21 protein-coding genes and 2 pseudogenes are annotated in these 21803 nt (G+C 57.7%); 3 read left to right on the top strand and 20 right to left on the bottom strand.

From position 1 onward, the window contains the following. Nucleotides 1-9: 9 nt before the first annotated feature. The 7 genes from PACILC2_RS21875 to ilvB all read right to left on the bottom strand — a co-directional run bounded on the left by PACILC2_RS21875 (nt 10) and on the right by ilvB (nt 7537). On the bottom strand, nt 10-435 hold the full coding sequence (locus tag PACILC2_RS21875) for a hypothetical protein (RefSeq protein ID WP_062494935.1): 426 nt from the start codon (nt 433-435) through the stop codon (nt 10-12). A gap of 179 nt (nt 436-614) precedes the next feature. Next, on the bottom strand, nt 615-1163 hold the full coding sequence (locus PACILC2_RS21870) for a peroxiredoxin (protein WP_062494937.1): 549 nt from the start codon (nt 1161-1163) through the stop codon (nt 615-617). Between the two features lie 161 nt (nt 1164-1324). Next, nucleotides 1325-2404 (bottom strand): 3-isopropylmalate dehydrogenase, encoded by a 1080-nt coding sequence (gene leuB / locus PACILC2_RS21865; RefSeq protein WP_213530822.1) that lies wholly within the window; start codon nt 2402-2404, stop codon nt 1325-1327. Nucleotides 2405-2473: 69 nt separating this feature from the next. Further along, nucleotides 2474-4003 carry a 2-isopropylmalate synthase gene (locus PACILC2_RS21860; protein WP_280515364.1) on the bottom strand — a complete coding sequence of 510 codons (1530 nt, stop codon included), beginning with the start codon at nt 4001-4003 and terminating at the stop codon, nt 2474-2476. Between the two features lie 156 nt (nt 4004-4159). After that, nucleotides 4160-5152, bottom strand: a complete 993-nt coding sequence (ilvC, locus tag PACILC2_RS21855; protein ID WP_062494941.1) for a ketol-acid reductoisomerase — start codon at nt 5150-5152, stop codon at nt 4160-4162. A 157-nt stretch (nt 5153-5309) separates the two neighbouring features. Then, the gene (ilvN, locus tag PACILC2_RS21850) at nt 5310-5795 is read right to left on the bottom strand and encodes an acetolactate synthase small subunit (protein ID WP_062494943.1); all 486 of its coding nucleotides are present in this window, start codon (nt 5793-5795) and stop codon (nt 5310-5312) included. Continuing rightward, nucleotides 5792-7537 (bottom strand): biosynthetic-type acetolactate synthase large subunit, encoded by a 1746-nt coding sequence (gene ilvB / locus PACILC2_RS21845; RefSeq protein ID WP_213530820.1) that lies wholly within the window; start codon nt 7535-7537, stop codon nt 5792-5794. Before ilvB ends, ilvN begins: the two co-directional genes overlap by 4 nt. A gap of 551 nt (nt 7538-8088) precedes the next feature. Between ilvB and PACILC2_RS21840 the strand changes: the two genes are divergently transcribed. Further along, on the top strand, nt 8089-8601 hold the full coding sequence (locus PACILC2_RS21840; RefSeq protein WP_213530818.1) for a GNAT family N-acetyltransferase: 513 nt from the start codon (nt 8089-8091) through the stop codon (nt 8599-8601). Here PACILC2_RS21840 and PACILC2_RS21835 read toward each other — a convergent pair. After that, nucleotides 8528-9040 carry a hypothetical protein gene (locus tag PACILC2_RS21835; RefSeq protein ID WP_372447204.1) on the bottom strand — a complete coding sequence of 171 codons (513 nt, stop codon included), beginning with the start codon at nt 9038-9040 and terminating at the stop codon, nt 8528-8530. The genes PACILC2_RS21840 and PACILC2_RS21835 overlap by 74 nt on opposite strands. A gap of 205 nt (nt 9041-9245) precedes the next feature. Here PACILC2_RS21835 and PACILC2_RS29570 point away from each other — a divergent pair, with 205 nt between their 5' ends. Together PACILC2_RS29570 and PACILC2_RS28125 are read left to right on the top strand one after the other, a co-directional pair. Beyond that, a complete protein-coding gene (locus tag PACILC2_RS29570; protein ID WP_372447203.1) occupies nt 9246-9404 on the top strand; it encodes a putative holin-like toxin in 159 nt (52 codons plus the stop codon). Between the two features lie 145 nt (nt 9405-9549). Next, entirely contained in the window at nt 9550-9684 is a 135-nt protein-coding gene (locus PACILC2_RS28125; RefSeq protein WP_256364498.1) for a hypothetical protein, read from the top strand. Here PACILC2_RS28125 and rplT read toward each other — a convergent pair. The 12 genes and pseudogenes from rplT to PACILC2_RS21780 all read right to left on the bottom strand — a co-directional run bounded on the left by rplT (nt 9674) and on the right by PACILC2_RS21780 (nt 21602). Then, on the bottom strand, nt 9674-10033 hold the full coding sequence (gene rplT / locus PACILC2_RS21830; protein WP_062494950.1) for a 50S ribosomal protein L20: 360 nt from the start codon (nt 10031-10033) through the stop codon (nt 9674-9676). The genes PACILC2_RS28125 and rplT overlap by 11 nt on opposite strands. Nucleotides 10034-10106: 73 nt before the next feature. Next, nucleotides 10107-10307: a 50S ribosomal protein L35 gene (gene rpmI / locus PACILC2_RS21825; protein WP_062494953.1), complete on the bottom strand. Its 201-nt coding sequence runs from the start codon at nt 10305-10307 to the stop codon at nt 10107-10109. Between the two features lie 29 nt (nt 10308-10336). Next, nucleotides 10337-10885 carry a translation initiation factor IF-3 gene (infC, locus tag PACILC2_RS21820; protein WP_201024158.1) on the bottom strand — a complete coding sequence of 183 codons (549 nt, stop codon included), beginning with the start codon at nt 10883-10885 and terminating at the stop codon, nt 10337-10339. Nucleotides 10886-11207: 322 nt separating this feature from the next. Further along, nucleotides 11208-12037 (bottom strand): annotated as a pseudogene (locus PACILC2_RS21815) (carbohydrate ABC transporter permease). Further along, a complete protein-coding gene (locus PACILC2_RS21810; RefSeq protein ID WP_213530816.1) occupies nt 12037-12918 on the bottom strand; it encodes a carbohydrate ABC transporter permease in 882 nt (293 codons plus the stop codon). Before PACILC2_RS21810 ends, PACILC2_RS21815 begins: the two are co-directional and overlap by 1 nt. A 78-nt stretch (nt 12919-12996) precedes the next feature. Then, nucleotides 12997-14397: an extracellular solute-binding protein gene (locus tag PACILC2_RS21805; RefSeq protein WP_213530814.1), complete on the bottom strand. Its 1401-nt coding sequence runs from the start codon at nt 14395-14397 to the stop codon at nt 12997-12999. Between the two features lie 460 nt (nt 14398-14857). Next, nucleotides 14858-16501, bottom strand: a complete 1644-nt coding sequence (gene nagZ / locus PACILC2_RS21800; RefSeq protein WP_244863727.1) for a beta-N-acetylhexosaminidase — start codon at nt 16499-16501, stop codon at nt 14858-14860. Beyond that, complete coding sequence (locus tag PACILC2_RS27435) at nt 16502-16642, bottom strand: AraC family transcriptional regulator (RefSeq protein ID WP_244863726.1); 141 nt, start codon at nt 16640-16642, stop codon at nt 16502-16504. It abuts the gene before it with no gap. Between the two features lie 14 nt (nt 16643-16656). Further along, on the bottom strand, nt 16657-18135 hold the full coding sequence (locus tag PACILC2_RS27430; RefSeq protein WP_244863725.1) for a response regulator: 1479 nt from the start codon (nt 18133-18135) through the stop codon (nt 16657-16659). A 55-nt stretch (nt 18136-18190) separates the two neighbouring features. Then, nucleotides 18191-19474 carry a sensor histidine kinase gene (locus PACILC2_RS21785; protein WP_244863724.1) on the bottom strand — a complete coding sequence of 428 codons (1284 nt, stop codon included), beginning with the start codon at nt 19472-19474 and terminating at the stop codon, nt 18191-18193. Nucleotides 19475-19506: 32 nt separating this feature from the next. After that, entirely contained in the window at nt 19507-20019 is a 513-nt protein-coding gene (locus tag PACILC2_RS27425; RefSeq protein ID WP_244863723.1) for a hypothetical protein, read from the bottom strand. Between the two features lie 346 nt (nt 20020-20365). Beyond that, nucleotides 20366-21602: pseudogene (locus PACILC2_RS21780) on the bottom strand (glycosyltransferase family 2 protein). Between the last annotated feature and the right edge of the window lie 201 nt (nt 21603-21803).

Genomic DNA, 21803 nt, shown 5'->3' with positions numbered 1-21803 from the left:
GCTGTAAATTCAGCAATAGCCTTCAGAGGTACGGCGCTGACGAAGCTTATTGCGCCGGCCGTTCAACACGCCGAGCCGCTTCTTCAACTCGTCCTGCCACGCCTGGTCGTTCAACTGTTTCGCGAAAATAAGAAGATCCAGCGCCATATCGATCTGGCTTGTCACCACATCCATCGGATCCTCGTTCTCGTTATTGACGCAATTCTCGAATATCCCCTTGTCTTCCTTATCGACATAATCTTGAAAATCGATCTCGGAAGCGCCGTCCCCATGCGCGTATTCAGCCAAAATTTCGTACTCGTTCTCGATCGAATGATGAATTTCGACTCTGTGGCATACGGGACAGAACAAAATCGGAACGTTATGAATATGAGTCCGGTAATGCTTCAATGTGCCTTTTGTTCCGATCATACTGGCTCCGCAGCAGAAGCTCATCGGGAGATTCCCTCCTTTTCCTCGGTCCCGGTCCTTCGCCTGAAACAGGACGCTGCTGCCTTCTTTTACTTTTATTCGCTGCAAGCACCTGAAATTCCTGCTGACAAATCTTTTCAAATATAAAGAGGAAACCCGGACCTGCACGGTCCGGGTTTCAGAAATGTAATAGTTCCAAACGATTACTTCGCAACCAGATGCTTGTCCCCAGGCTTCCAGTTCATCGGGCACAGACCGCCGGATTGGAGAGCTTGCAGCACGCGAAGCGTCTCTTCTACGCTGCGGCCTACGTCGTTGTGGTTGACAACTTGGTATTTCAGTTCGCCTTCCGGATCGATGATGAACAAGCCGCGCAATGCAACGCCCTCTTCTTCAATGAGTACGCCGTAATCTCTCGCGACGTTCTTCGTAATATCGGAAGCAAGCGGGAAGTTCAGCTGACCAAGACCGTTCTCGCTTACCGGCGTATTGATCCAAGCGCGATGGCTGTGCTTGCTGTCCACGCTTACGCCGAGAATTTCCGTATTCAGCGCCTTGAATTGCTCATAAGCTTGGCTCAGCGCGGTAATTTCCGTCGGACATACGAACGTGAAGTCCAGCGGATAGAAAAACAGAACGAGCCATTTGCCTCTGTAGTCGGAAAGGGATACCGTTCCGAAATCTTGACCGTTCCCCAGCGCCGTTTCCATGGTGAAATCCGGAGCCGGACGTCCTACCAAACGTTCTGCCATAATAGTAGCCTCCTTGTCGCTTAATTGCGTTAATTTTTGAAAATGTCACCGGCGTGTGACTTGTCCGATATAAATCGTACCACTACAATAGAAAGCAGTCAAGATTGAAATTGTTTCTTAATGATATTAATTATAATTTATAAATATTCCGTTTCGCGCGTTTATTTCTTCATCGCATTGACGATCAGTTCGCCCATGGCCGAAGTGCCGATCGCCCGGCTCTTGTCGGCCGCGATATCGGCCGTACGGTGTCCGGCGTCCAGCACGGCCTTGACCGCGTCTTCGATCGATTGCGCGGCATCCGCATAACCGAACGTCAGCCGGAACATGAGCGCAACGGACAGTATCGTCGCGATCGGGTTGGCTACGCCTTGTCCGGCAATGTCGGGCGCGGAGCCGTGAACCGGCTCGTACAGGCCGAAGCTGCCTTCGCCCAGCGACGCCGACGACAGCATGCCGATCGAGCCGGTCAGCATGGCCGCTTCGTCGCTCAAAATATCGCCGAACATATTTTCCGTTACGATGACGTCAAAGCTGGAAGGACGGCGCAGCAGCTGCATCGCGCAGTTGTCGACAAGCACATGCTCCAGCTCCACGTCCGGGTATTCGGGCGCGATCCGGTTCACCACTTCGCGCCACAGGCGCGACGTCTCCAGCACGTTCGCCTTGTCGACCGAAGCCAGCTTTTTGCGGCGCGTGCGGGCAATGTCGAACGCCTGACGGACGATGCGCTCCACTTCCCGGACATTGTAAACGCAAGTATCGACCGCTTCCTGGCCGTTTTCGCCTTCGCGGCGGAACTTCTCGCCGAAGTAGATGCCGCCCGTCAGCTCGCGGACGACGATCAGGTCCGTGCCTTCGAGCACTTCCGGCTTCAGCGTGGACGCTTCTTTCAGGCAGTCGAAGATGACCGCCGGACGAATGTTCGAGAACAGGCCGAGCGCTTTGCGAATGCCGAGAAGCCCCGTCTCGGGACGCAGCTCCTTCGGATTGTTGTCCCATTTCGGCCCGCCGACGGCGCCCAGCAGCACGGCATCGGCGCGGCGGCACATGTCGAGCGTCTCTTCGGGCAGCGGCGTACCTTTTTCGTCGATGGCGATTCCCCCGAACAGGCCGTGCTCCGTCTCAAACCGGTAACCGAACAGCTCCTCCGTCTTCTTCAGCACTTTCAACGCCTCGGCCACCACTTCGGGGCCGATGCCGTCCCCGGCGATTACCGCGATCTTTTTCACATCTGCCATATCTGTGCTCCTCTCCCTCTTCGCAAACTTCACCAATATCTGCCGGATATTCAAGCTGGCGACCGCAGATCAGATCAGGCTCATCTTGTCCCGCCGTCCCGGCGTCTTCCGCTTCTCGATCAAGCGGTTCAAAGCGTCCACATACGCGCGGGCGCTCGCTTCCAGAATGTCCGTGCTGACGCCGCGCCCCTTCGCCGACACTTCGTCCTGCCTGAGCGCCACATGGACTTCGCCGAGCGCATCCTTGCCGTGCGTAACCGATTTGATCGAGTAATCCTCGAGTTCCACCGTCTCGCCGGTCAACGCGTCGATCGCGTTGTAGATGGCGTCTACCGAACCGTTGCCTTCCGCCGTTCCCTGCAGCAGCTTATCGCCTTCGACGCGAATGCCGACCGTCGCGCTCGGCGTCGAACGGTTGCCGTAACGGACTTCGATCGTATCAAGCGCATACACTTCCGGCGTATCGACAATTTTCTCTTCCAGCAGCGCGCGGATGTCTTCGTCGCTGACGTCCTTTTTCCTGTCGGCCAGATCCTTGAATTTCGCAAATGCGGCGTTCAGCGCTTCTTCTCCCAGATCGTAGCCGAGGTCGATCAGCTTCTCGCGGAAGGCGTGGCGGCCGGAATGTTTGCCGAGCACGAGCTTGGATTCTTTCAAGCCGATCGTCTCGGGCGAAATGATTTCGTAGGTCGTCTTCTCCTTGAGCATCCCGTCCTGGTGAATGCCGGATTCATGCGCGAAAGCGTTCGCGCCGACGATCGCCTTGTTTCCCGGAACGGCCATGCCCGTCAGCTTGCTTACCAGCCGGCTCGTTCTGGCGATTTCTTTCAAATTCAGCGTCGTCTTGGCCTGGAACACATCGGAGCGGGTTTCGAGCGCCATCGCCACTTCCTCCAGCGCCGTATTGCCGGCGCGTTCGCCGATGCCGTTGATCGTCCCTTCGATCTGGTCAGCGCCGTTCAGTACGGCCGCCAACGCATTGGCCGTCGCCATGCCGAGATCGTCATGACAATGCGCGCTGAGCTGAATCCTCTCGATGCCCGGCACTTTCTCCCGCAGCGTCTTGAAAATGTTGCCGAACTCAAGCGGCGTCATATAGCCGACCGTATCGGGAATATTGACGACCGTCGCGCCGGCGCGAATCGCCATTTCCGTTACCTGGCACAGAAAATCCAGCTCCGTGCGGCCCGCATCCTCCGGAGAAAATTCGATTTTGTCAAAATACTGCTTCGCGTAACGAATCGCCCGTTCCGCCGTTTCCAGCACCTGCTCTTTTTCCATGCGCAGCTTGTATTTCCGGTGAATCGGAGACGTCGCCAGAAACAGATGCAGACACGGATCTTCCGCGCCCTTCAGCGCTTCGCGGGCGGCATCGATATCCTGTACGCGCGAGCGGGAAAGACCGATAACCGTCGCGTTCTTTATCGCTTTCGCGACCGCGTTCACCGATTGCAGGTCGCCGGGCGACGCCGCCGGAAATCCGGCTTCGATCCGGTCGATGCCGAGCTTCTCAAGCTGAAGCGCAATCTCAACCTTCTCTTTTGTGTTCAGATTGACGCCGGGCGACTGCTCGCCGTCGCGAAGGGTAGTGTCAAACAAATAGATTTTCGCAAGTGACGCACCTCCAGGAACAGAATGACCCGGACGCGCACACGCCTTCGCACCTTCCCTCGTTAAGAAAGAAGCGCGAAGGCTTGTATAGTCCGGGATATCGGCTTGCTCTACGATTTTTAGACTATGACGCGGCGGCCGGAATTATTTCTTGATCCAGTGCATCAGCTCGCGAAGCTGGCTGCCAACCTGCTCGATCGGATGCTCCGCTTCGCGGCGGCGGGTTGCCGTGAGCACCGCGCGGTTCGACTGGTTCTCCAGAATGAAATCGCGAGCGAAGCGGCCGGATTGGATATCTTCCAGCACGCGCTTCATTTCTTTCTTCGTCTCTTCCGTCACGATGCGGGGACCGGTTACATAGTCGCCGTATTCCGCCGTGTTGGAGATCGAATCGCGCATGCTGGCCAAGCCGCCCTCGTACATCAGGTCGACGATCAGCTTCAGCTCATGCAGACATTCGAAGTATGCCATCTCCGGCGCATAGCCCGCTTCGACAAGCGTTTCGAAACCTGCTTTGACGAGCGCGCTCGTGCCGCCGCAAAGTACGGCTTGCTCGCCGAACAAGTCCGTTTCGGTCTCCTCGCGGAACGACGTTTCGATGACGCCTGCGCGGGTGCAGCCGATACCTTTGGCATAGGCAAGGCCGATGGCGAGCGCATTGCCTGTCGCATCCTGCTCGATCGCGATCAGGCCGGGAACGCCGAAGCCTTCCACATACGTGCGGCGCACCATATGGCCCGGCGATTTCGGAGCAACGAGCAGCACGTCCGTGTCTTTGTTCGGCACGATTTGGCCGAAGTGAACATTGAAGCCGTGGGAGAACATCAGAGCCGCGCCTTTTTTCAGATTCGGCTCGATCTCTTCCTTGTATACTTTGGCCTGGGTTTCGTCAGGCATCAAAATTTGTACGACATCGGCCAGTTTTACCGCTTCGGCGACCGACAGCACCTCGAACCCGTCGTTTTTCGCTTTCTCGGCCGATTTGCCCGGGCGCAGACCGATGATGACTTTCAGGCCGCTGTCGCGCAAGTTTTGCGCTTGGGCGTGGCCCTGGCTTCCGTACCCGATAACGGCGATCGTTTTTCCGTGCAGCGCGCTAAGCTCTGCGTCTTTTTCGTAGTACATTTTTACTGCCATATGAATGAATGCCTCCTTATAATATATGGACCCTTTTGAGCGGGTGGGCAAGGTGGGAACATCCGTTGCCGTTCCCCGCCTTGCACTCCCGCTCAAAGGCGGGTCGCCCTTTGCGAAGCGATAGGAATTTCTCAACCGCAAACCGCACGCGGACGCGTTAGCGGTGGCCGCTGCGATTCATCGCGGTGACGCCGGTGCGGCACAGCTCGCGTATGCCGTAAGGCTTGAGCAGCTCGATGATGGCGTCGATTTTCTCGGTGTCGCCGACGGCCTGCACGATAACGGTCGACGGACTGATGTCGACGATTGACGCGCGGAACGTTTCCACAACGCCGAGAATTTCCGGGCGGGCGGACGGCTCGGCGTTGACTTTGATCAGCGCCAGCTCGCGCGCGACCATCGGCGCGGAGCTGACGTCGACGACCTTGATGACGTCGATCAGCTTGTATAGCTGTTTGGAAACTTGCTCCAGCGTCTTGTTGTCGCCGGTCGTGACGATGACCATCCGGGAGAGGCCGGCTTCCTCGCTGGCCCCTACCGTGATGCTCTCGATATTAAAACCGCGTCGGCCGAACAGGCCGGATACCCGCTGCAGAACGCCCGGCTGGTCATTAACGAGAATGGCGATCGTATGCTTGTTCATTCCGCATCCCCCATGATCATTTCATCGATCGTGTTTCCTTGGGTGACCATCGGATACACGTTCTCCTCTTTGCGGACGACGAACTCGACGACGGCCGGTCCGGGATGACGGAGCGCCGCTTCCCAGGCGGAACGGGCCTCCTCCTTGTTCGTCGCCCTGAACCCTTTGACGCCGTAAGCTTCGGCCAGCTTGACGAAATCGGGGCTGCCGGCCAGATCGATATGGCTGTAGCGATTGTCGTAAATAATTTCCTGCCATTGGCGCACCATGCCGAGCACCTGGTTGTTGATAATCGCGACTTTGACCGGGATGTTGTTAATGGCGCAGACCGCCAGCTCCTGGGCGCACATCTGCATGCCGCCGTCGCCGTTGATCGATACGACGAGCCGGTCGGGATGCGCCATCTGGGCGCCGATCGCAGACGGGAAGCCGAAGCCCATCGTGCCGAGACCGCCGGAGGTGATCCACGAGCGCGGCTTGTTGAACCGGTAAAATTGCGCCGCCCACATCTGATGCTGGCCGACGTCCGTCGTGACGATCGCGTCGCCGCCGGTCGTATCGTGAATCATCTCGATAACCCACTGCGGTTTCAGCTCGGTGTCGGAATCTTTATATTTCAGCGGCACTTCTTTCTTCCATGCCTGCGTCTGCGCCCGCCAGGCGTCCGCCTTGGCCGCCGGCTTCGCCTCGCGGTTGATGATCGTCAGCACGGTCTTGATATCGCCGACGATCGGAATATCCGTCGGCACGTTCTTGCCGATCTCGGCCGGATCGATATCGATATGGGCAATCTTGGCGTTCGGCGCAAAGCCGCTCAGCTTCATCGTCACCCGGTCGTCGAAACGGGCGCCGATATTAATCAGCAAATCCGCCGCCTGGATCGCCTTGTTGGAGGCGTAAGTGCCGTGCATGCCGGGCATGCCGAGCCACAGCTCGTGTCCGCTCGGGAATCCGCCAAGGCCGAGCAGCGTCGTCGTAACCGGAATATTGGTTTTCGTCACAAATTCATACAGCTCTTCATGGCCCCCGGAGTAGATGACTCCGCCCCCGGCCAGGATGAGCGGACGCTCGGCTTCCGCGATCGCTTGCAGCAGCTTGTCGATCTGCGGCTTGTGCGGCGCAACGGTCGGGTTGTAGCCGCGAATGTTGACCTCGGTGACCGGTTTGAACAGCGCTTTCGCGGCGGATACGTCTTTCGGTATATCGATCAGAACAGGACCTTTGCGTCCCGTATTGGCGATATGGAAAGCTTCGTGAATAATGCGCGGCAAATCTTCAACCCGGCGCACCAGGTAGCTGTGTTTCGTGATCGGCATCGTAATGCCGGTGATGTCCGCTTCCTGGAAAGCGTCCGTTCCGATGGCGCTGGTGGCCACGTTTCCCGTAATTACAACCAGCGGCACCGAATCCATATAGGCGGTAGCGATGCCCGTGACCAGATTCGTCGCTCCCGGTCCCGACGTGGCGATGCAGACCCCGACCTTGCCGCTGGCGCGCGCATAGCCGTCGGCCGCATGTATGGCGCCTTGTTCGTGACGGGTGAGCACATGGTGAAAGTCCTTGAAGCCATGCATGGCGTCGTAAATGTACAGAACCGCTCCGCCCGGGTACCCGAACACGCATTCCACGCCTTCGAGCACAAGGCTTCGAAGCAGCATTTCCGAGCCCGTTATCACTTCGGGCTTCTTCATTCTTTCGATGATTTCTTCTTTTGACTTCAGCGTTGCACTTTGCGTGACCATCAGTCATCCTCCTTTCGTAAAAACAAAAAACCTTTCGCCTCGGGCGCCTATGCCAGCGTCCGGGACGAAAGGTTAATCTTCCGTGGTACCACCCACCATTTGCTACGCACCTCGCAGTGCATAGCCTCACCAGGTATGAAACGATCCGTCGTTCATACCTTTAGCACGGTAACGCGTGCCTCGCGATTCCCCCTAATAAGCCTTGAAGCGAATGCTTGGGCGGTTCAGGGAAACAGCTCCGAGGTGAGCTCGTCGAAAAGGGATTTTGGCGCCGGTCGCAGCATATCCGAACGCTCTCTGAGCAAAAGAGCCCTTATCACTTCGTCCTCATCATTGCCGATGTCGTATTAGCTTAGAACCAATTATATGCCTTGGCCGACAGTTCGTCAAGGATTAGGTTGGCTTCGGAACCAAAAACTTATGTGTGCCAAGTGCCGCGAACGAACGGCGCCGTGCCGGCATAAAATACACCAGCCCTCGCGGCGGAACTACATTGCCCGGAGACGGAAGGCGCTTCGGCGCTGCGCTCCGCATGAATGGAAGTGACCTTCATGATTCGGCTTCGGCAGCCTCGAAGCGACGATAAGGAAATTATGCGGCTCATCCGTTCGGAACTGATCCCGTACTCCCACACCGCCCAGACCGACGTGGCGCTCACGATGCGCGAGCTGCCCAAACGGCTGCGTCAAGGCGTGACGTTCGTCGCCGTCCGGCGGCGTTCCGATCCCCTGATCGGATTCCTTCACGTCGTCGTTCTCGGAAACGTTCTGTATATCGACATGCTCGCCGTCCACCCCAACCACCGCGGAAGCGGCTGGGGAAAACGGCTGATGGAATACGGCGAAGCGTACGGCATATCGCAGCAATGCTCGACCGCGCGGCTGGTTGTGGACGAATCGAATCCGGGAGCGCAGCGGTTTTACTGCCGCATCGGCTACCGCGTCGGCGGATACGATCCGCATATTCGCTGCCGCAACATGTTCAAGCCGCTTAATGCCAAGCCGTTCCCCGGCCAGGAAACCCGAGGCGGCGGTGGTGCCAGCAACAGTGATCCGGCCGGTTAATAATACGGATTTTGTATCCGTATGGGACGCCGCCGAATCCCCCTCCGTAGGGTCCTTGCCCGTAGGGGCCGAATCCCGGGTTGTATCCTGCTTTAAATCCCGGGCCGTACCCATTGCCAAAACCAGGGCCGTACCCATTATCGAACCCCGGGCCGTATCCCGGTCCGAAGCCTGAGCCGAACCCCGGGCCGAATCCTGGACCGAAGCCCGGGCCGAAAGCGTAAGGAAGCGTGCCGATCGCGAGCAAATCGAACAGAACAAGCGGTAATATCGCTCTTACGGCAACTTGCTTGCCGTCCTTCGGGCCGAAAGGCCTGAGCATCAGCCGGTCGCCGCTGACGCGGACGAGATTGCCGGTAACAACCGAGCCGTCCTTCCGGACCGCATAGATTGATTTGCCGATCAGCTTGCGGGCTGCCGCGCTTGAAACGCCGCGCATGCAATTCCCTCCTTTCCCGTAATTCTATATCGTATTCAGAAAGAAGGGATCACGTCTGTATCATTGTCCCGCAAGCCGAACGGAACTATCCGCCATTGACGGACCGCATATATCTTTCCGATTTGCGCCCGTACGCGCGGCGTACCGTACGGCATCCGAGATGCGAACATTTGTTCTGTTCAAATAGCGGGGTTCATGCTACAATATGGACAAGCGCAGCGCTTTCGGCTGGCGGCAGCAGCGGCGGCCAACTTCCCGCAGGGAAGGAGTGATGCCGGTGGACGTATATCAAAGTTTATCGCTGATGATATCGTTTGCGACGCTTGTCCTGCTTATTCTCACATCATCAAACAAAAAGAAATAGACCGTCCCGTGCCAGGATTCCGGTCTATTTCCCGATGCCGCTCCTTGCCGCCCGCCGGCGGCAGGCTGCGTCCAACGGAAGCCGGCGGCCGCCGGCTTCCGTCCGATGTCTAGGTCTATCATACCATTTTCGAGGCGAACAGACAATGAGAAAAAAGACTGCCGCAGCCCTGGCGCGGATGCACGGCGGGCCGGCGGCAGGCCTTTCATGCGGCAGCGCCGTCCCGGTCGACGGAACGGCGCTGCCGGACAAGTCCGAACGGATCGGACTTAAGCGTTGATTTTTTCCTTGGCGATGCCGACGAGCGAATTGAACGAGTTGATGTCGTTCACTGCCATATCGGCCAGCATTTTGCGGTTGACTTCCACGCCGGCCAGCTTCAGGCCGTGCATAAATTTGCTGTAGGACAGACCGCTTTGGCGGGCGGCTGCATTGATCCGTACGATCCACAGCTTGCGGAAGTCGCGCTTCCGCTGACGGCGGTCGCGATAAGCGTAGAGCATCGATTTCATCACTTGCTCTTTCGCCGTTTTAAACAATCTATGTTTGGAACCGAAGTAACCTTTCGCGAGCTTCAAAATTCTTTTCCGACGACGTGCGCGGACAAAGCCGCCTTTCACTCTTGCCATTGATGGAAACCTCCTGTAGGTTGAATAAAGTCGATAACTGCGGACGAATGATGCCCGTCCGTCTTCGCGTATGCTATTTCAGATTGGCCAGACCTTGCTGCAGACGGCGCTGATCTCCCTTGGCCAACAGCGGCTGCGTGGAGAGAACGCGCTTCTGGCGCGCGGATTTTCCGGAAAGCAGATGGTTTTTGTACGCTTTGAACCGTTTTACTTTGCCGGTCCCGGTAATTTTAAAGCGGTCTTTCAGACTGCTGTGAGTTTTCATTTTAGGCATGTCAATATATCCTCCTTAAAGAGCTTGCGTTAGTTTTTGGGAGCCAGAATCATAATCATGCTGCGGCCCTCAAGCTTCGGCATACGTTCGATGTTGCACAGCTCGGCGACGGCTTCTTCCTTGGCCAGCCGGTCGAGAATCCGCTGTCCGATCTCCGCGTGGGTAATCTCGCGCCCCCGAAACCGTACGGATGCCTTCACCTTGTCGCCATCCTTCAGAAACTTCACCACATTGCGAAGCTTCGTCTGGTAATCATGCTCCTCGATATTCGCGCGGAACCATACTTCCTTCAGATCGACGATCTTCTGATTCTTGCGCGCTTCCTTTTCTTTCTTCTGCTGCTCATAGCGGAATTTGCCGTAATCCATAATCCGGCATACAGGCGGTTTGGCCTGCGGAGCAACGTTGACCAGGTCCATATTCATGTCGATCGCCATCTGAAGCGCTTCGCGCAGCGGCTTGATTCCGATTTGCTCCCCGCCCGGACCGACGAGACGAACCTCTCTGGCACGAATCTCGTCATTGATTTGATGTTCCCTGCTAATGTCCTGCCACCTCCAAGCATAATTTCCATAAATTCGCTGCAAAATTTCTGCAAAAAAATGCGAGCCCGCACCGGACCCGCATCCCATGAACCGATTGATGACACGATCCGGCGAAGGATCGCTCTCCAAAAGTCAACAGTCGCAACCAGCCGGCATTGCCGGTCAGGTGAGAAGCGGGCGCCTCTGCTTGTGCGTAAACATATAACACTGCCAAAATAATATACCACAGCTGCCGACCAACTGTCAACGCGTTTTGCAGATCCGTCATGGCGCCTCCGTGCCCTTATCTGCCGCGGCTTCCCAAATCGTCCGCACGGTTGCGATTGAGGCTCGCCGGTTTTCGCTTGCGCAAATGTCAGCCTTTTACGCTGCCCGCCGTAAGGCCTTCGATTATTTTTTCTGAAGAAAGGTATAAATAACGAGAACCGGAACGACGCTGTACACGATGCCGGTGCAGACAAGCGCATAGTTGGTCTGGAAAGCGTCGCGAAACCCTACCATGCCGGTCGGTAGCGTGCGCAGCGAATCTTTGCTCAAAAAGAAGTTCGCCAGCAAATATTCGTTCCAATTTCCCAGGAAATTGATAATAAACACGGTCACAAGCGCGGGAACCGTAAGCGGCAGTACGATTCGCAGAAACAGCCCCGGCGCGCGCAGCCCGTCGACGATCGCCGCCTCTTCCAGCTCCCCCGGAATCGAGCGCATGAACGCCGCGATCAGCAGCACGCTGAGCGGCAGCGCGCCGGCCGTATAAGGCAAAAACAACGACCAGTGCGTATTCAGAATGCCCATGTTGCGCACGAGCAAGTATTGCGCGATAAACAGGACGTTGCCTGGAATCAGCATGCCGATGAGCACATATTGGTAGATCCAGCGGCTGACCGCCTCGAATTTCATGCGCACCAGCGCAAAGGCGGCGGCAGCGGCGAGCAGCACGCCGACGGCGGCGGACGAAAGCGACAAATACAGGCTGTTCCAAAAATAAACGTTGATTTTCGCCTTCACCCAGGCCTCCTTGTAGTTCTCGAACGCCCATGTTTTCGGTAAGCCGAACGGCCTCGTCGCAATCTCGACGTTGTTCGCTTTGAACGAAGAAAACAGCACGAACAGGAACGGAAGCAGGATGACCGCCACATACGTCAACATGACGGCATGAGGGAACGCTTTTTTGATTGCCGCCGGCATCAGTATTCAACCCTTTCCTGTCTTCTCGCGATCAGGATCTGGTACAGGGCGGTCAATACGAGCGCAATAACGAAAATGATGATCGAAAGCGCCGTACCGTAGCCGTATTCCCCGTATTTGATCGCCTTGTTGACCATGTAGGAGGCCATCACTTCGGTCGCTCCGGCCGGTCCCCCGCCCGTCATGACCAGCACGATGTCCACGACGCGCAGCGCTCCCGCGATGGACAGCATGATGACGACGTTGATCACCGGCTTGATCAGCGGCACCGTCAAATGCCACGCCCGCTGCACGCCGGTCGCGCCGTCGATTCCGGCCGCCTCGTCGATATCTTTCGGGATTGCCAGTATCGCCGCCAGCATCAGCACGATATAAAAACCGACCCACTGCCAGGCATTCGTAATCAAAATCGCGAACATCGCCCACTGCGGCTCCGCCAGCCAGTATATCGGACCGGCGCCGAACAACTTGAGCAAATTGTTGAGCAGCCCGACATCGGGATCGTAAATATAGCCCCATAAAATGCCGATCACCGAGGTGGACAGAATGGACGGCATGAACACGGTCGTTTTGTAGAAGCCCTGCAAACGTCTGACGCCGGCGATGACCAAAGACAGGACGACAATGATCGGCACCTGTACGCAGCAGGAAAACAGCAAAATATAAATGTTGTTCAAAATGGAGGAGCGAAATTCGGGATCGCTGAAAGCCGCAATGAAGTTGTCCAATCCGATAAAGTTCGGTTTGCTCAGACCGTCCCAATCCGTAAATCCGTAATAAACGGACATGAGCATCGGATAAATGAAAAACAGAAAATAAAGCGCGATCGCCGGCAGGACAAACATCAGGTAAACATATGGATTGCGAAGCGCGTTTTTCACAGGCATTCCTCCGCCGTCGTATAATGTCCGACGCGGAAGGAGCCGCCCGCGACCGGGCGGCTCCTTCTCGCAGGCCGTTTATTCCGCTGCTGCGGCCGCGTTCTCGGCGTCCTGCACCTTCTGGATGGCGTCGGCCGCCTCCTGCGGCGTCACGTTGCCGGCAATCAGCTTTTGCAGCTGCGTTTCGGTCTCGGTGTACACCTTCGACTGCACGACCGAGTCGAAGTGCGGGAACGTCGCGCCCGCGCCGTTCAACACGTCCAGCACCTGCTTGACGAGCGGATCGCTTACCTGCGCGACGGACGCCTCCGACAGCTTCATCGAAGGCAGTACGCCATCCTCCAGCAGACCGCGAAGCTGCATTTCGTCGCTGTACATGTTTTTGATGAAAGCTTTGACGGCCTTCAGCTCATTGTCGTTCAAATCGGCGGAGAAGCCGTACCCTTCGCCGTAATTGGCGTTGACGGACGTCTGATCGCCCTTGCCGTTCGGCAGCGGCGGCAGCGAAACGAACGCGACTTTGCCGGCGACGGCAGCCCCGACGGCGTCGTTCTTGAACGCCGAGGAGCGCCACGAGCCGTCGAACATCATCCCCGCCTTGCCGGCGACGAAATCGTTCAGCATATCTCCGTACTCCTTGCCCAATTCGCCTTTGGTGAAATAGCCTTTATCCACCCATTCTTTATACAACGTATAAGCGGCTACGACGTCCGGCGAATTCCATTTTGCGGCGCCCGTCGTGAAGCCCGTGATCGTTTCCGGCCCGGCCAGCCTGCCGATAAACGTATTGATCGTCATGTTCGGCACCCACGCGCCCTTGGAGCCGACGGCAAACGGCGTAATGCCGTTTTCCTTCAGCGTGTCCGCCGCCTTGATCAAATCGTCCCACGTCGTCGGCGGGTTCAGCCCATATTGCTGGAAAATGTCCGTATTGTAGAAAATGCCTTCGGCGTTGCCCCCGATGGGCAGGCCGTATACTTTGCCGTCGACCGAGAACGGATCGAGCACGTTGAGGAATTTGTCCTTGAGGCCAAGCTCCTCGAGAATCGGCGTCAGATCGAGCAGCCGTCCCGCCTTGGCGTATTTCTGCGCATCGCCCGCGCCGCCGAAGAGGGACATGATCTTCGGAGGATTGCCTGCGGCCATCTCGGCCGGCAGCTTCGTAAACCGGTTGACGCTGTCTTCCAGGCCGTCCAGCTCGAATTTCAGGCCCGGCACTTCTTCTTCCGTTTTCTTGACGACGTCGTCGAGAATCGCTTTCCGAAATTTCTGCGGCTCGCCAATCTGGATATGACGAAGAGACATCGTAAATTTCTCCACCTTGTCCGTCGAGCCGGATTCGCCCGAGGAAGCCGGCGGGCTCGAGCCGGTATCGGTGCCGCCGGTTGAGGCCGGATCGCTGCCGCCTCCGCCGCATCCGGCCAATAGTGCGGATAAAGCGAGCGTTGCGGCCAGGACGAACGTACATGTTTTCTTCACGCTTTGGACCCTCCTTAAAGATGTTAGGGGTTTTGCTGCCGTACTTTCATTGTAAAGGGCAACGGCGCCGAAGTAAGTGCGTCATTCCGATAAAAAAGGGATACAATCGTCTTCACAGTCCCGTTCCGTATAGACGGGCGTCCCGTTCGAAGGAATGACGCTCGTTCACCCCCGCACTCGCAGGAAAGGTCCGGGGGACAAAGATCTGCGGGGAGGGCAGGGATGGCGAAGATGGGCCGGTATCCGCCAAGCGGCCGGTTAAGCTGGCGGCAAATGCAAAAGAGCCTCTCTCCGCTCTCGATTGCGGGGAGAAGCTCTTCTGCCGCATACGCCGGTGCGGCTGTCCCGATGTCTGCCGGGCACGCCCTGCGGCCGGGCCTCGTACGGGCCGCGGAAAGGGGCTCACATGCGGTTGACCGCCGCCATGCGGCGAGCTGGGAGCCCGCGCGCGGCTCTTTCGTCAGGTGCGGCTCCCGCGCGGATAGGGGCCGATTGTGACCGGCAGGACGCCGCGAGCCGGCAATCGCCCCGACAGAACGCCGGCCAGCGCGTTCATCATCGTCGGTTTATTCTCGTAGGTGCATAGATAAAGCGGAACCTCCGGCACCGCCAACAAATCGTAAGGCGTTCTGGCCGCGACGAGCGCGAAAGCTTTGTCCGGCAGTTCGTTCAGTTTGCGGATCAGCGCAATCTGGCCGGGCGAAAATGCCGCGTCATAGGAGACGAACACGATCGTGTCGGCCTTCGCGGCCGCGCCAAGCGCGGCGGCAGCCTCGCTTTCCGCCGGGTCGAGCCCGATCCGCGTTTCTTCCGCCGCATAGCCTTCGTCCTTCAAGGCGGCGGCCAGCGTGCACTCCTGTTCGATTACCTCGACAACCTCGGTGCTCACTCGCGGTTCCGCCCATACGACCAGCGTACGGCCGCCGCGATCAAGCGGCAGCCGTTCTCCGCCTTTCACAACCGTTACCGCCGCTTCGGATATACGGATGGCCGTCTCCTGCGCAGCCGAGCGCACTTCCGCCCCCGCAGCTTCCGCCCCCGCAGCTTCCGCCCGCTGCGGTGCGGAGCCGGAGCCAGACTGTCGGATAAGTCCCCTGCGCTCCTTCAGCAGCCATACCCGCTCAACCGCCTCGTCAATGCGGGAAAGCGGAATCTCGCCGGCTAGCACCGCGTCGTGTACGGCTTCAAGCGCCGCCAACTGGCGGTCCAGACGGTGGCTGACCAGCACCAGATCGGCTCCTCCTTTGACCGCTTCCACCGCGCCTTTCGCCACGCCGATCGTTTCGGCGATCGCGTTCATTTCCAGGCAGTCCGTCACGACGACGCCCCGGTAGCCGAGCCGTTCGCGAAGCAGCCCCGTCAGAATGCGCCGGGACAAGGTGGCCGGGATATGATCGGGCTCATACGCCGGGAACACGACATGAGCGGTCATAATGGCGTCGACCCCGGCCGCGATCGCCGCCCGGAACGGCAGCAGCTCGACTTCGTCGAGCCTCTCCCGCCCATGCGGAACGACGGGCAGTTCGAAATGGGAATCGGCGGCCGTATCGCCATGTCCGGGAAAATGCTTGGCGACGGCCGCCACGCCGCTGTCCTGATAACCTTGCAGCGCCTTCACGCCCAGCAGCGCAACGGCGGACGGATTCTCGCCGTACGAACGCACCCCGATGACCGGATTGTCCGGGTTGTTGTTGACATCGAGACAAGGCGCCAAATTCATGTTGATGCCGATCGCTTTCAGTTCGGCCCCCGACCGCCGCGCAGCCTCGTATGCGAGCTCAGGGTCGCCGGCCGCCCCGATAGCCATTGCGCCCGGCATGACGGTAACGCCCTCCTCCAGCCGGACCACCATCCCGCCCTCCTGATCGATAGCGGTCAATAGCGGAACGGCTGCCAGCTCCTGAAGCTCCGCCGACAAAGACGCGACCTGCCGGGCGTCCCGCAAATTGCGGCGGAAATAGACGACGCCGCCGATGCCGTACTCCGCGATGAGCCTCGCGATTCCCGGCGTCGGCCGGTAGCCGTCGAAGCCGCAAATGAACAGCTGCCCGATCTTTTCCTTTAATCCTAACTCACGCCATGATTGCGCTTTTTTGGTCATCATTCATTTCTCCTTGTTGTTCCAGCCGGAAAGTACCGGCTTGTCATGACGCCGATGCGATATCTCGCGGTACTCCGACGGAAGCATGCCCGTATATTTGCTGAACACGCGCGTAAAATAGCGGCGTTCCGAGTAGCCGACCATTTGTCCTATCGCCGTTACGTTTTGTCGCTTAAAGCCAGCAGCGATTTCGCCATCTCCATCCGCTGCCTGGTGACATATTCCACGAAAGTCTCGCCGAAATGCTGTTTGAACAGCAGGCTGAAATAACTGCCGCTGATACCGAGGTAGTCGGCCAGCAGATCGATGCTCAAATCCGACGACAGGTTGCGTTCGATGTAATCTTTGGCCGCCAACATGAGCACGTCGCCCGTTTTCTTTTTCATCACGCTGTCGATGGATCGGTCGATCAGCCGGTTGATGATCGCCAGCGTTTCGCGGATGCCGGGACTGCAGTCGATTTGGCTCCAGTATTCGGCTTCTTCGTCCCTGCCGATGACGTCCATCGCCCGCATCTCCCGCAGCAGATGAAGGCAGACATAATGCAGAATCGGCCCGATCCGCTCGAACGATCCGTCCGGCAGCCGGCGGAAACTTTCGTTCAGCTCGCGCAGCGCGGCTTCCGTTCTCCGCCTGTCGCAGCGTTTGAGCCCCGTAACCATCTCTTCGATCCGGTCCCACAAGCGCTGCGTCTCCTCCCCGCCGACGCGGCGGAACTCGGGCACGATGACGCTTCCTTCCGCGCCGGAGCTCAGATGCAGCGAGCGCTGCAAATGCTTGTAGGTCTTGGCCAGCCGGTCGAGCGGGACAGGGACCGGATGCAGCGCCATGCGGGTGTCCAGCTTGAGATAGAGGCCGATCTTCCGGCGCAAATTTTCGGCCCATGACGCGCATTCGTTCCGGTCGAACGACTCCGGCGGCACCCGTTCGACCAGCACGCACCATTCCCCGCCGCGCACCTGCAATACAGCGTGCGGAACTTCAAGATCGGCAAAATGCTCCTGCACAATGTTGCGCACCGCGAAGTTCCACAGCTTGCGCTCCCGCTCGTCCCACCGGATATCCCGTTTGGAATAGTCCCCGATATCGATAAGCAGCATCGCAAACGCCAAATTTTCTTCCGACAGTACGCTGAGCTTGAGAAACGGCCCGGCCGTCCCGTCTCCGATATCGACCAGCAAATCGTACAGCGCCTTTTCGTAAGCGAGCCGGTACATCTGCCGCCATTCCTGCTGGATCGTCTGCCGCTCGGCGTTTCGCTCGCGGATGCCGGCCGCGAGCCGCCCAATCGTCCGGGTCAGTTCCTCGTAGTCGATCGGCTTCAGGACATAATCCCTCACTTCATAGCGGATAACCGACCGCACGTAGCTGAAATCCTGGTAACCGGTCATCATCATGACCTCGGCGTCGGAGTCGAATTCCCGCAGCGCGCCCAGAAACGCGATCCCGTCCATGACCGGCATGCGGATGTCGCACAGAATGAGATGCGGACGGTGCTCGCGGGCCAGCTCCAACGCGACTTCCCCGTTTTTGGCAAGGCCGACGATCTCCGCGTTCAATTCCTCCCAAGGCACGACAGCCTGAAGATTTTTCAAAATGTTGATTTCGTCGTCGACCAGCAAAATCTTCAGCTTCATGGCTCATCCCCTCCTCGGGAAATGTCGTGTTCCGCTATGCCGTCTGCCGCCAGGGTCAGGATGCGGACTTCGGAATGAGGCATTTGATGACCGTGCCCATCCCTTCCGCGCTGCATAGGAGCAGTCCGTAGCCCGGACCGTAATGGATGCGGAGCCGGTCGTTCACGTTGCCGACCCCGAGTCCGCGCCTTTCGCCGGTCTCCGCCGGCTCCCCGTCCAGCGCTTCGAGCGCCGTCGCGCCGCCGGCGGCGAACATGGCCATCTTGCGCTGCGGAATGCCGATCCCGTTGTCCGCCACATAGAAGGCGATGTTGTCCCCTTCCTCGACGGCGCTGATGCGGATGCGGCCGAGGTAATCGATGCCTTCAAAGCCGTGCTGGACGCAGTTTTCCACAAGCGGCTGCAGCGTCAGCTTCAAAATCCGATGGTGCAGCAGCCGGTCCGGCACGTCGATTTCGTATTCGAACAGTTCCTCGAACCGGAATTTCTGGATCTCCAGATAGCTTCGCACATGCTCGAGTTCCTGATCGATGCGGATTTCTTCCTTCTGCTGAATGCTGATGCGGAAAATATTCGCAAGCTGCTGCACCATGCGGCTTACTTTGCGTCCGTCGTTGCGGGCGGCCAAAATGTTGATCGATTCCAGCGCGTTGAACAGAAAGTGCGGCTTGATCTGCGCTTGCAGCAGCATCATCTCCGCCCTGCGCTTGCGATGCTGCTCCCGGACGACCTCGTCGAGCAACTCGGAGACGCGCGCGACGAGACTGTTGAAGCCTTTGGCGAGAATGACCGTCTCGTCGTTGCCGGTAACCGGCACTCTCGTCGTCAGATCGCCGCGTTCGACGCGCCGCATGGCGCCGGCCACGCGGACGAAAGTATTCACGGTTCGCCGGACGAACATCAGGTTGAAGACAAGCGCGCAGGCGAGCGAAGCGGCCGTAATGCCGACAACCCAACTGAGAATCCGCGTCTGGTCCCCGGACAGGTAATCCCAGTCGGTCACCGTCACGAGCGTCCAGTCCCCGGTGCCGAGACGCTTGATTTCCGGGAGATAGTGGACGGAGACGAGACTTTTTTGGCCGAGAAAATCCATCTTCGAGCTTTGGTAGCGCTGCGTAAGATCGAGCCGTCCGCTTATGCCCGCTTGCCGATAGAAATTTTCTCCCGCCAGCTGCTCCCCGCTGTCGTAAATAACCGTGCCGCTCCGCCCGACAAGCAGGAAACGGCGGTTGCCGTTTGCTTCGGTATTGTAAAAATCGAATATCCGGCTCAGCTCGTTCATCTGGAACCGGATGACGAGCAAGCCTTTGCTTGCAAGCGTGTCGATGTCGAGCAGCACCCGGATTTGGGTAAACAGATTGTTTTCTCCGGTCAGCAGCCGGTCTTCGTAAGGACCGATCCAGACGGGGGCGCCGTTTTGGCGAGCGCTTCGGCGTACAGCGGATTCGTCTTCAGCTGCTCGAACGGAGCCGGCGTATCGGGAATGAACCGGACGTTGACGACTTTGCCGTCGTCGCCGTACAGCGTGACCGATTTGATGCCCGGATACGTCAGCAGCACCCGCTGACTCAGCTTTTGCCGCTCCACCATTTCTTCGATATACGGATCGTCTGCCGCCGGCGGCGGAGCGCTTCCCATCCCGATCGACTGCTCGACGCTTTGCACGCTGTCCTTGGTCGTCACCCAAAAATCGGAGAAATAGTTCGCCTCCTTGATCATGTTGGTGATGTTGCGTCCGATAGCGTTCATGGACAGTTCGAGCTGCTCTTCGTATTTCTCCCTCGTCACATGCTGGAAGGCGAGGGAAGAGACGGTGCCGAGCACAACCAAAGGAATCATGACGAATACGAAAAAAGCCGTAAATACCCGTTTCCCCAAACTCATCGTCCTCGCGCCATCCTTTCGGCCGCCTGTTATTGTCCGGTACAGCAAGAAGATGCTCGCACTTTCATTATAGGGCGGCGAATCGGCCGGTTTAAGTCCTTATTTGCCGATAGAGGGATAAAAATGTCTACACGGTGGCCTAAGCCAACAAATTCGATAGCTCGCGCGCCAAACCCTCTTTTGTCCGGTATCGCTGCAGCGGGAAAGGCGGTGCGGGCGTTTCGCGCTGAAGTTACGCGGATCGCAAGGCCCGTCAAAAACAAAATGCAGCCCGTCTCCCAAAGGAGAACGGACTGCATCGGTTCGTGATGCCATAGGTCGCAAATATTCGGCACGACGGCAAAATCTACACCTGTTTGCTTTGCACTTCTTCGAGCCGGATGACACGCGTATGCTTCGTATGGCTCCATTGCTTGTTGTTCTGCGTAAAGAAAGCATAAAACGTAATCGGCAGCCACGAAAGCTGGAACAGCACCATCGGCACAAGACTTGCGTACATTTTCCACGATTTGACGCCCTCGAGCATCATGACGAGCGGGAACATCGCGACGGTGCAGAAAATCGCCACACCCGGAACCCACCACGGGAGGTAGGCGTAAATCGACACAAGCTTGTCGTCCTTCGGGATGATGTAATCGATCCACAACACGAGCGTGCCGATCAATCCGAGCAGCGTATTGTACACCGATATCGAGTACAGCGCGGCGTCGAATTTGACGAAATTGCGTTCCTTCAGACTGGCCCACAGCAACGGGAAGAAGTAATGGCGCGCCACCGTAAAATGTCCTTGCATCCAGCGCAGCCGCTGGCGGGCGGAAGCCTTGAACGTTACCGGCTTCTCGTCGTACACCTTCGCATCGTAGTTCAGGACCGGATAGACGCCGCGCTGAACGCAGCGCATCGAAAACTCCAGATCCTCGACAAGACTGGTCGCGCCCCATCCCATTTCCTTGAGCAGGCCGGCATCGAAGCACATCCCCGTGCCGCCGAGAAAGTTGCTCATGTTCAAATTTTTGCGCGAAAGCTGCCACAGCCGGTTGCAATACCAGTACGTAATGCCGTACGAGGCTGTAACCCAGGAATCTCCCGGATTTTTCGTGTCGAGATAACCTTGAATCACCTTGTGCCCTTCGCACAAATCGTTGTTCATATGCCGCAGAAAATCGGGATTTACGAGGTTGTCGGCATCAAACATGACGACCGCGTCGTATTGGCGCGGCATTTTCCACAATTCCTTCAGCATCCACTCGATCGCATAACCTTTGCCGCGCAGTTTGCGGTTGTTGCGCACGCATGCGCGAACGCCGTAGCTGCGGACGATTTCGGCCGTTCTGTCGGTACAGTTGTCACATATGACGAATATGTCGTACAGTTCTTTCGGATAATCGAGATTTTTCAGGTTTTCGACGAGCGCCCCGATCACTTGCTCTTCGTTGTGGGCGGCGACGAGCACGGCAAAGATTTTGCGGCGCATGCGATTTGCGCCCGGACTTCTTGACGATGCCGAACAAGGCGATCGTAAACTGGTACAGCCCGATAAAAGCCAGAAATACTTGCAGTGCGATCATGACTGCGTTCAAAATCATATTCGGTTTTGCCCCCTTGCGACCCCATTTTTATATTCTCTCTGTCTGGTCTGCTTCGTGTTCGACTTGTCGGTTGTCGCGAAACGTTGCTTCCCCGCCATGCGGCGGAGCCGCCGTTTACGCTTATCTGTTTCTGTTCTCTGTGTTCTCTGTTTTTTAAAGTTCGCACGCCATTCTGATTTTCCACGCTTCGGAGCG

The organism is Paenibacillus cisolokensis (genome assembly GCF_018403665.1).
Lineage (GTDB): Bacteria > Bacillota > Bacilli > Paenibacillales > Paenibacillaceae > Paenibacillus_AH > Paenibacillus_AH cisolokensis.
Note: the sequence above shows the minus strand (reverse complement) of the source record. Positions and strands in the feature narration are given on the sequence as shown.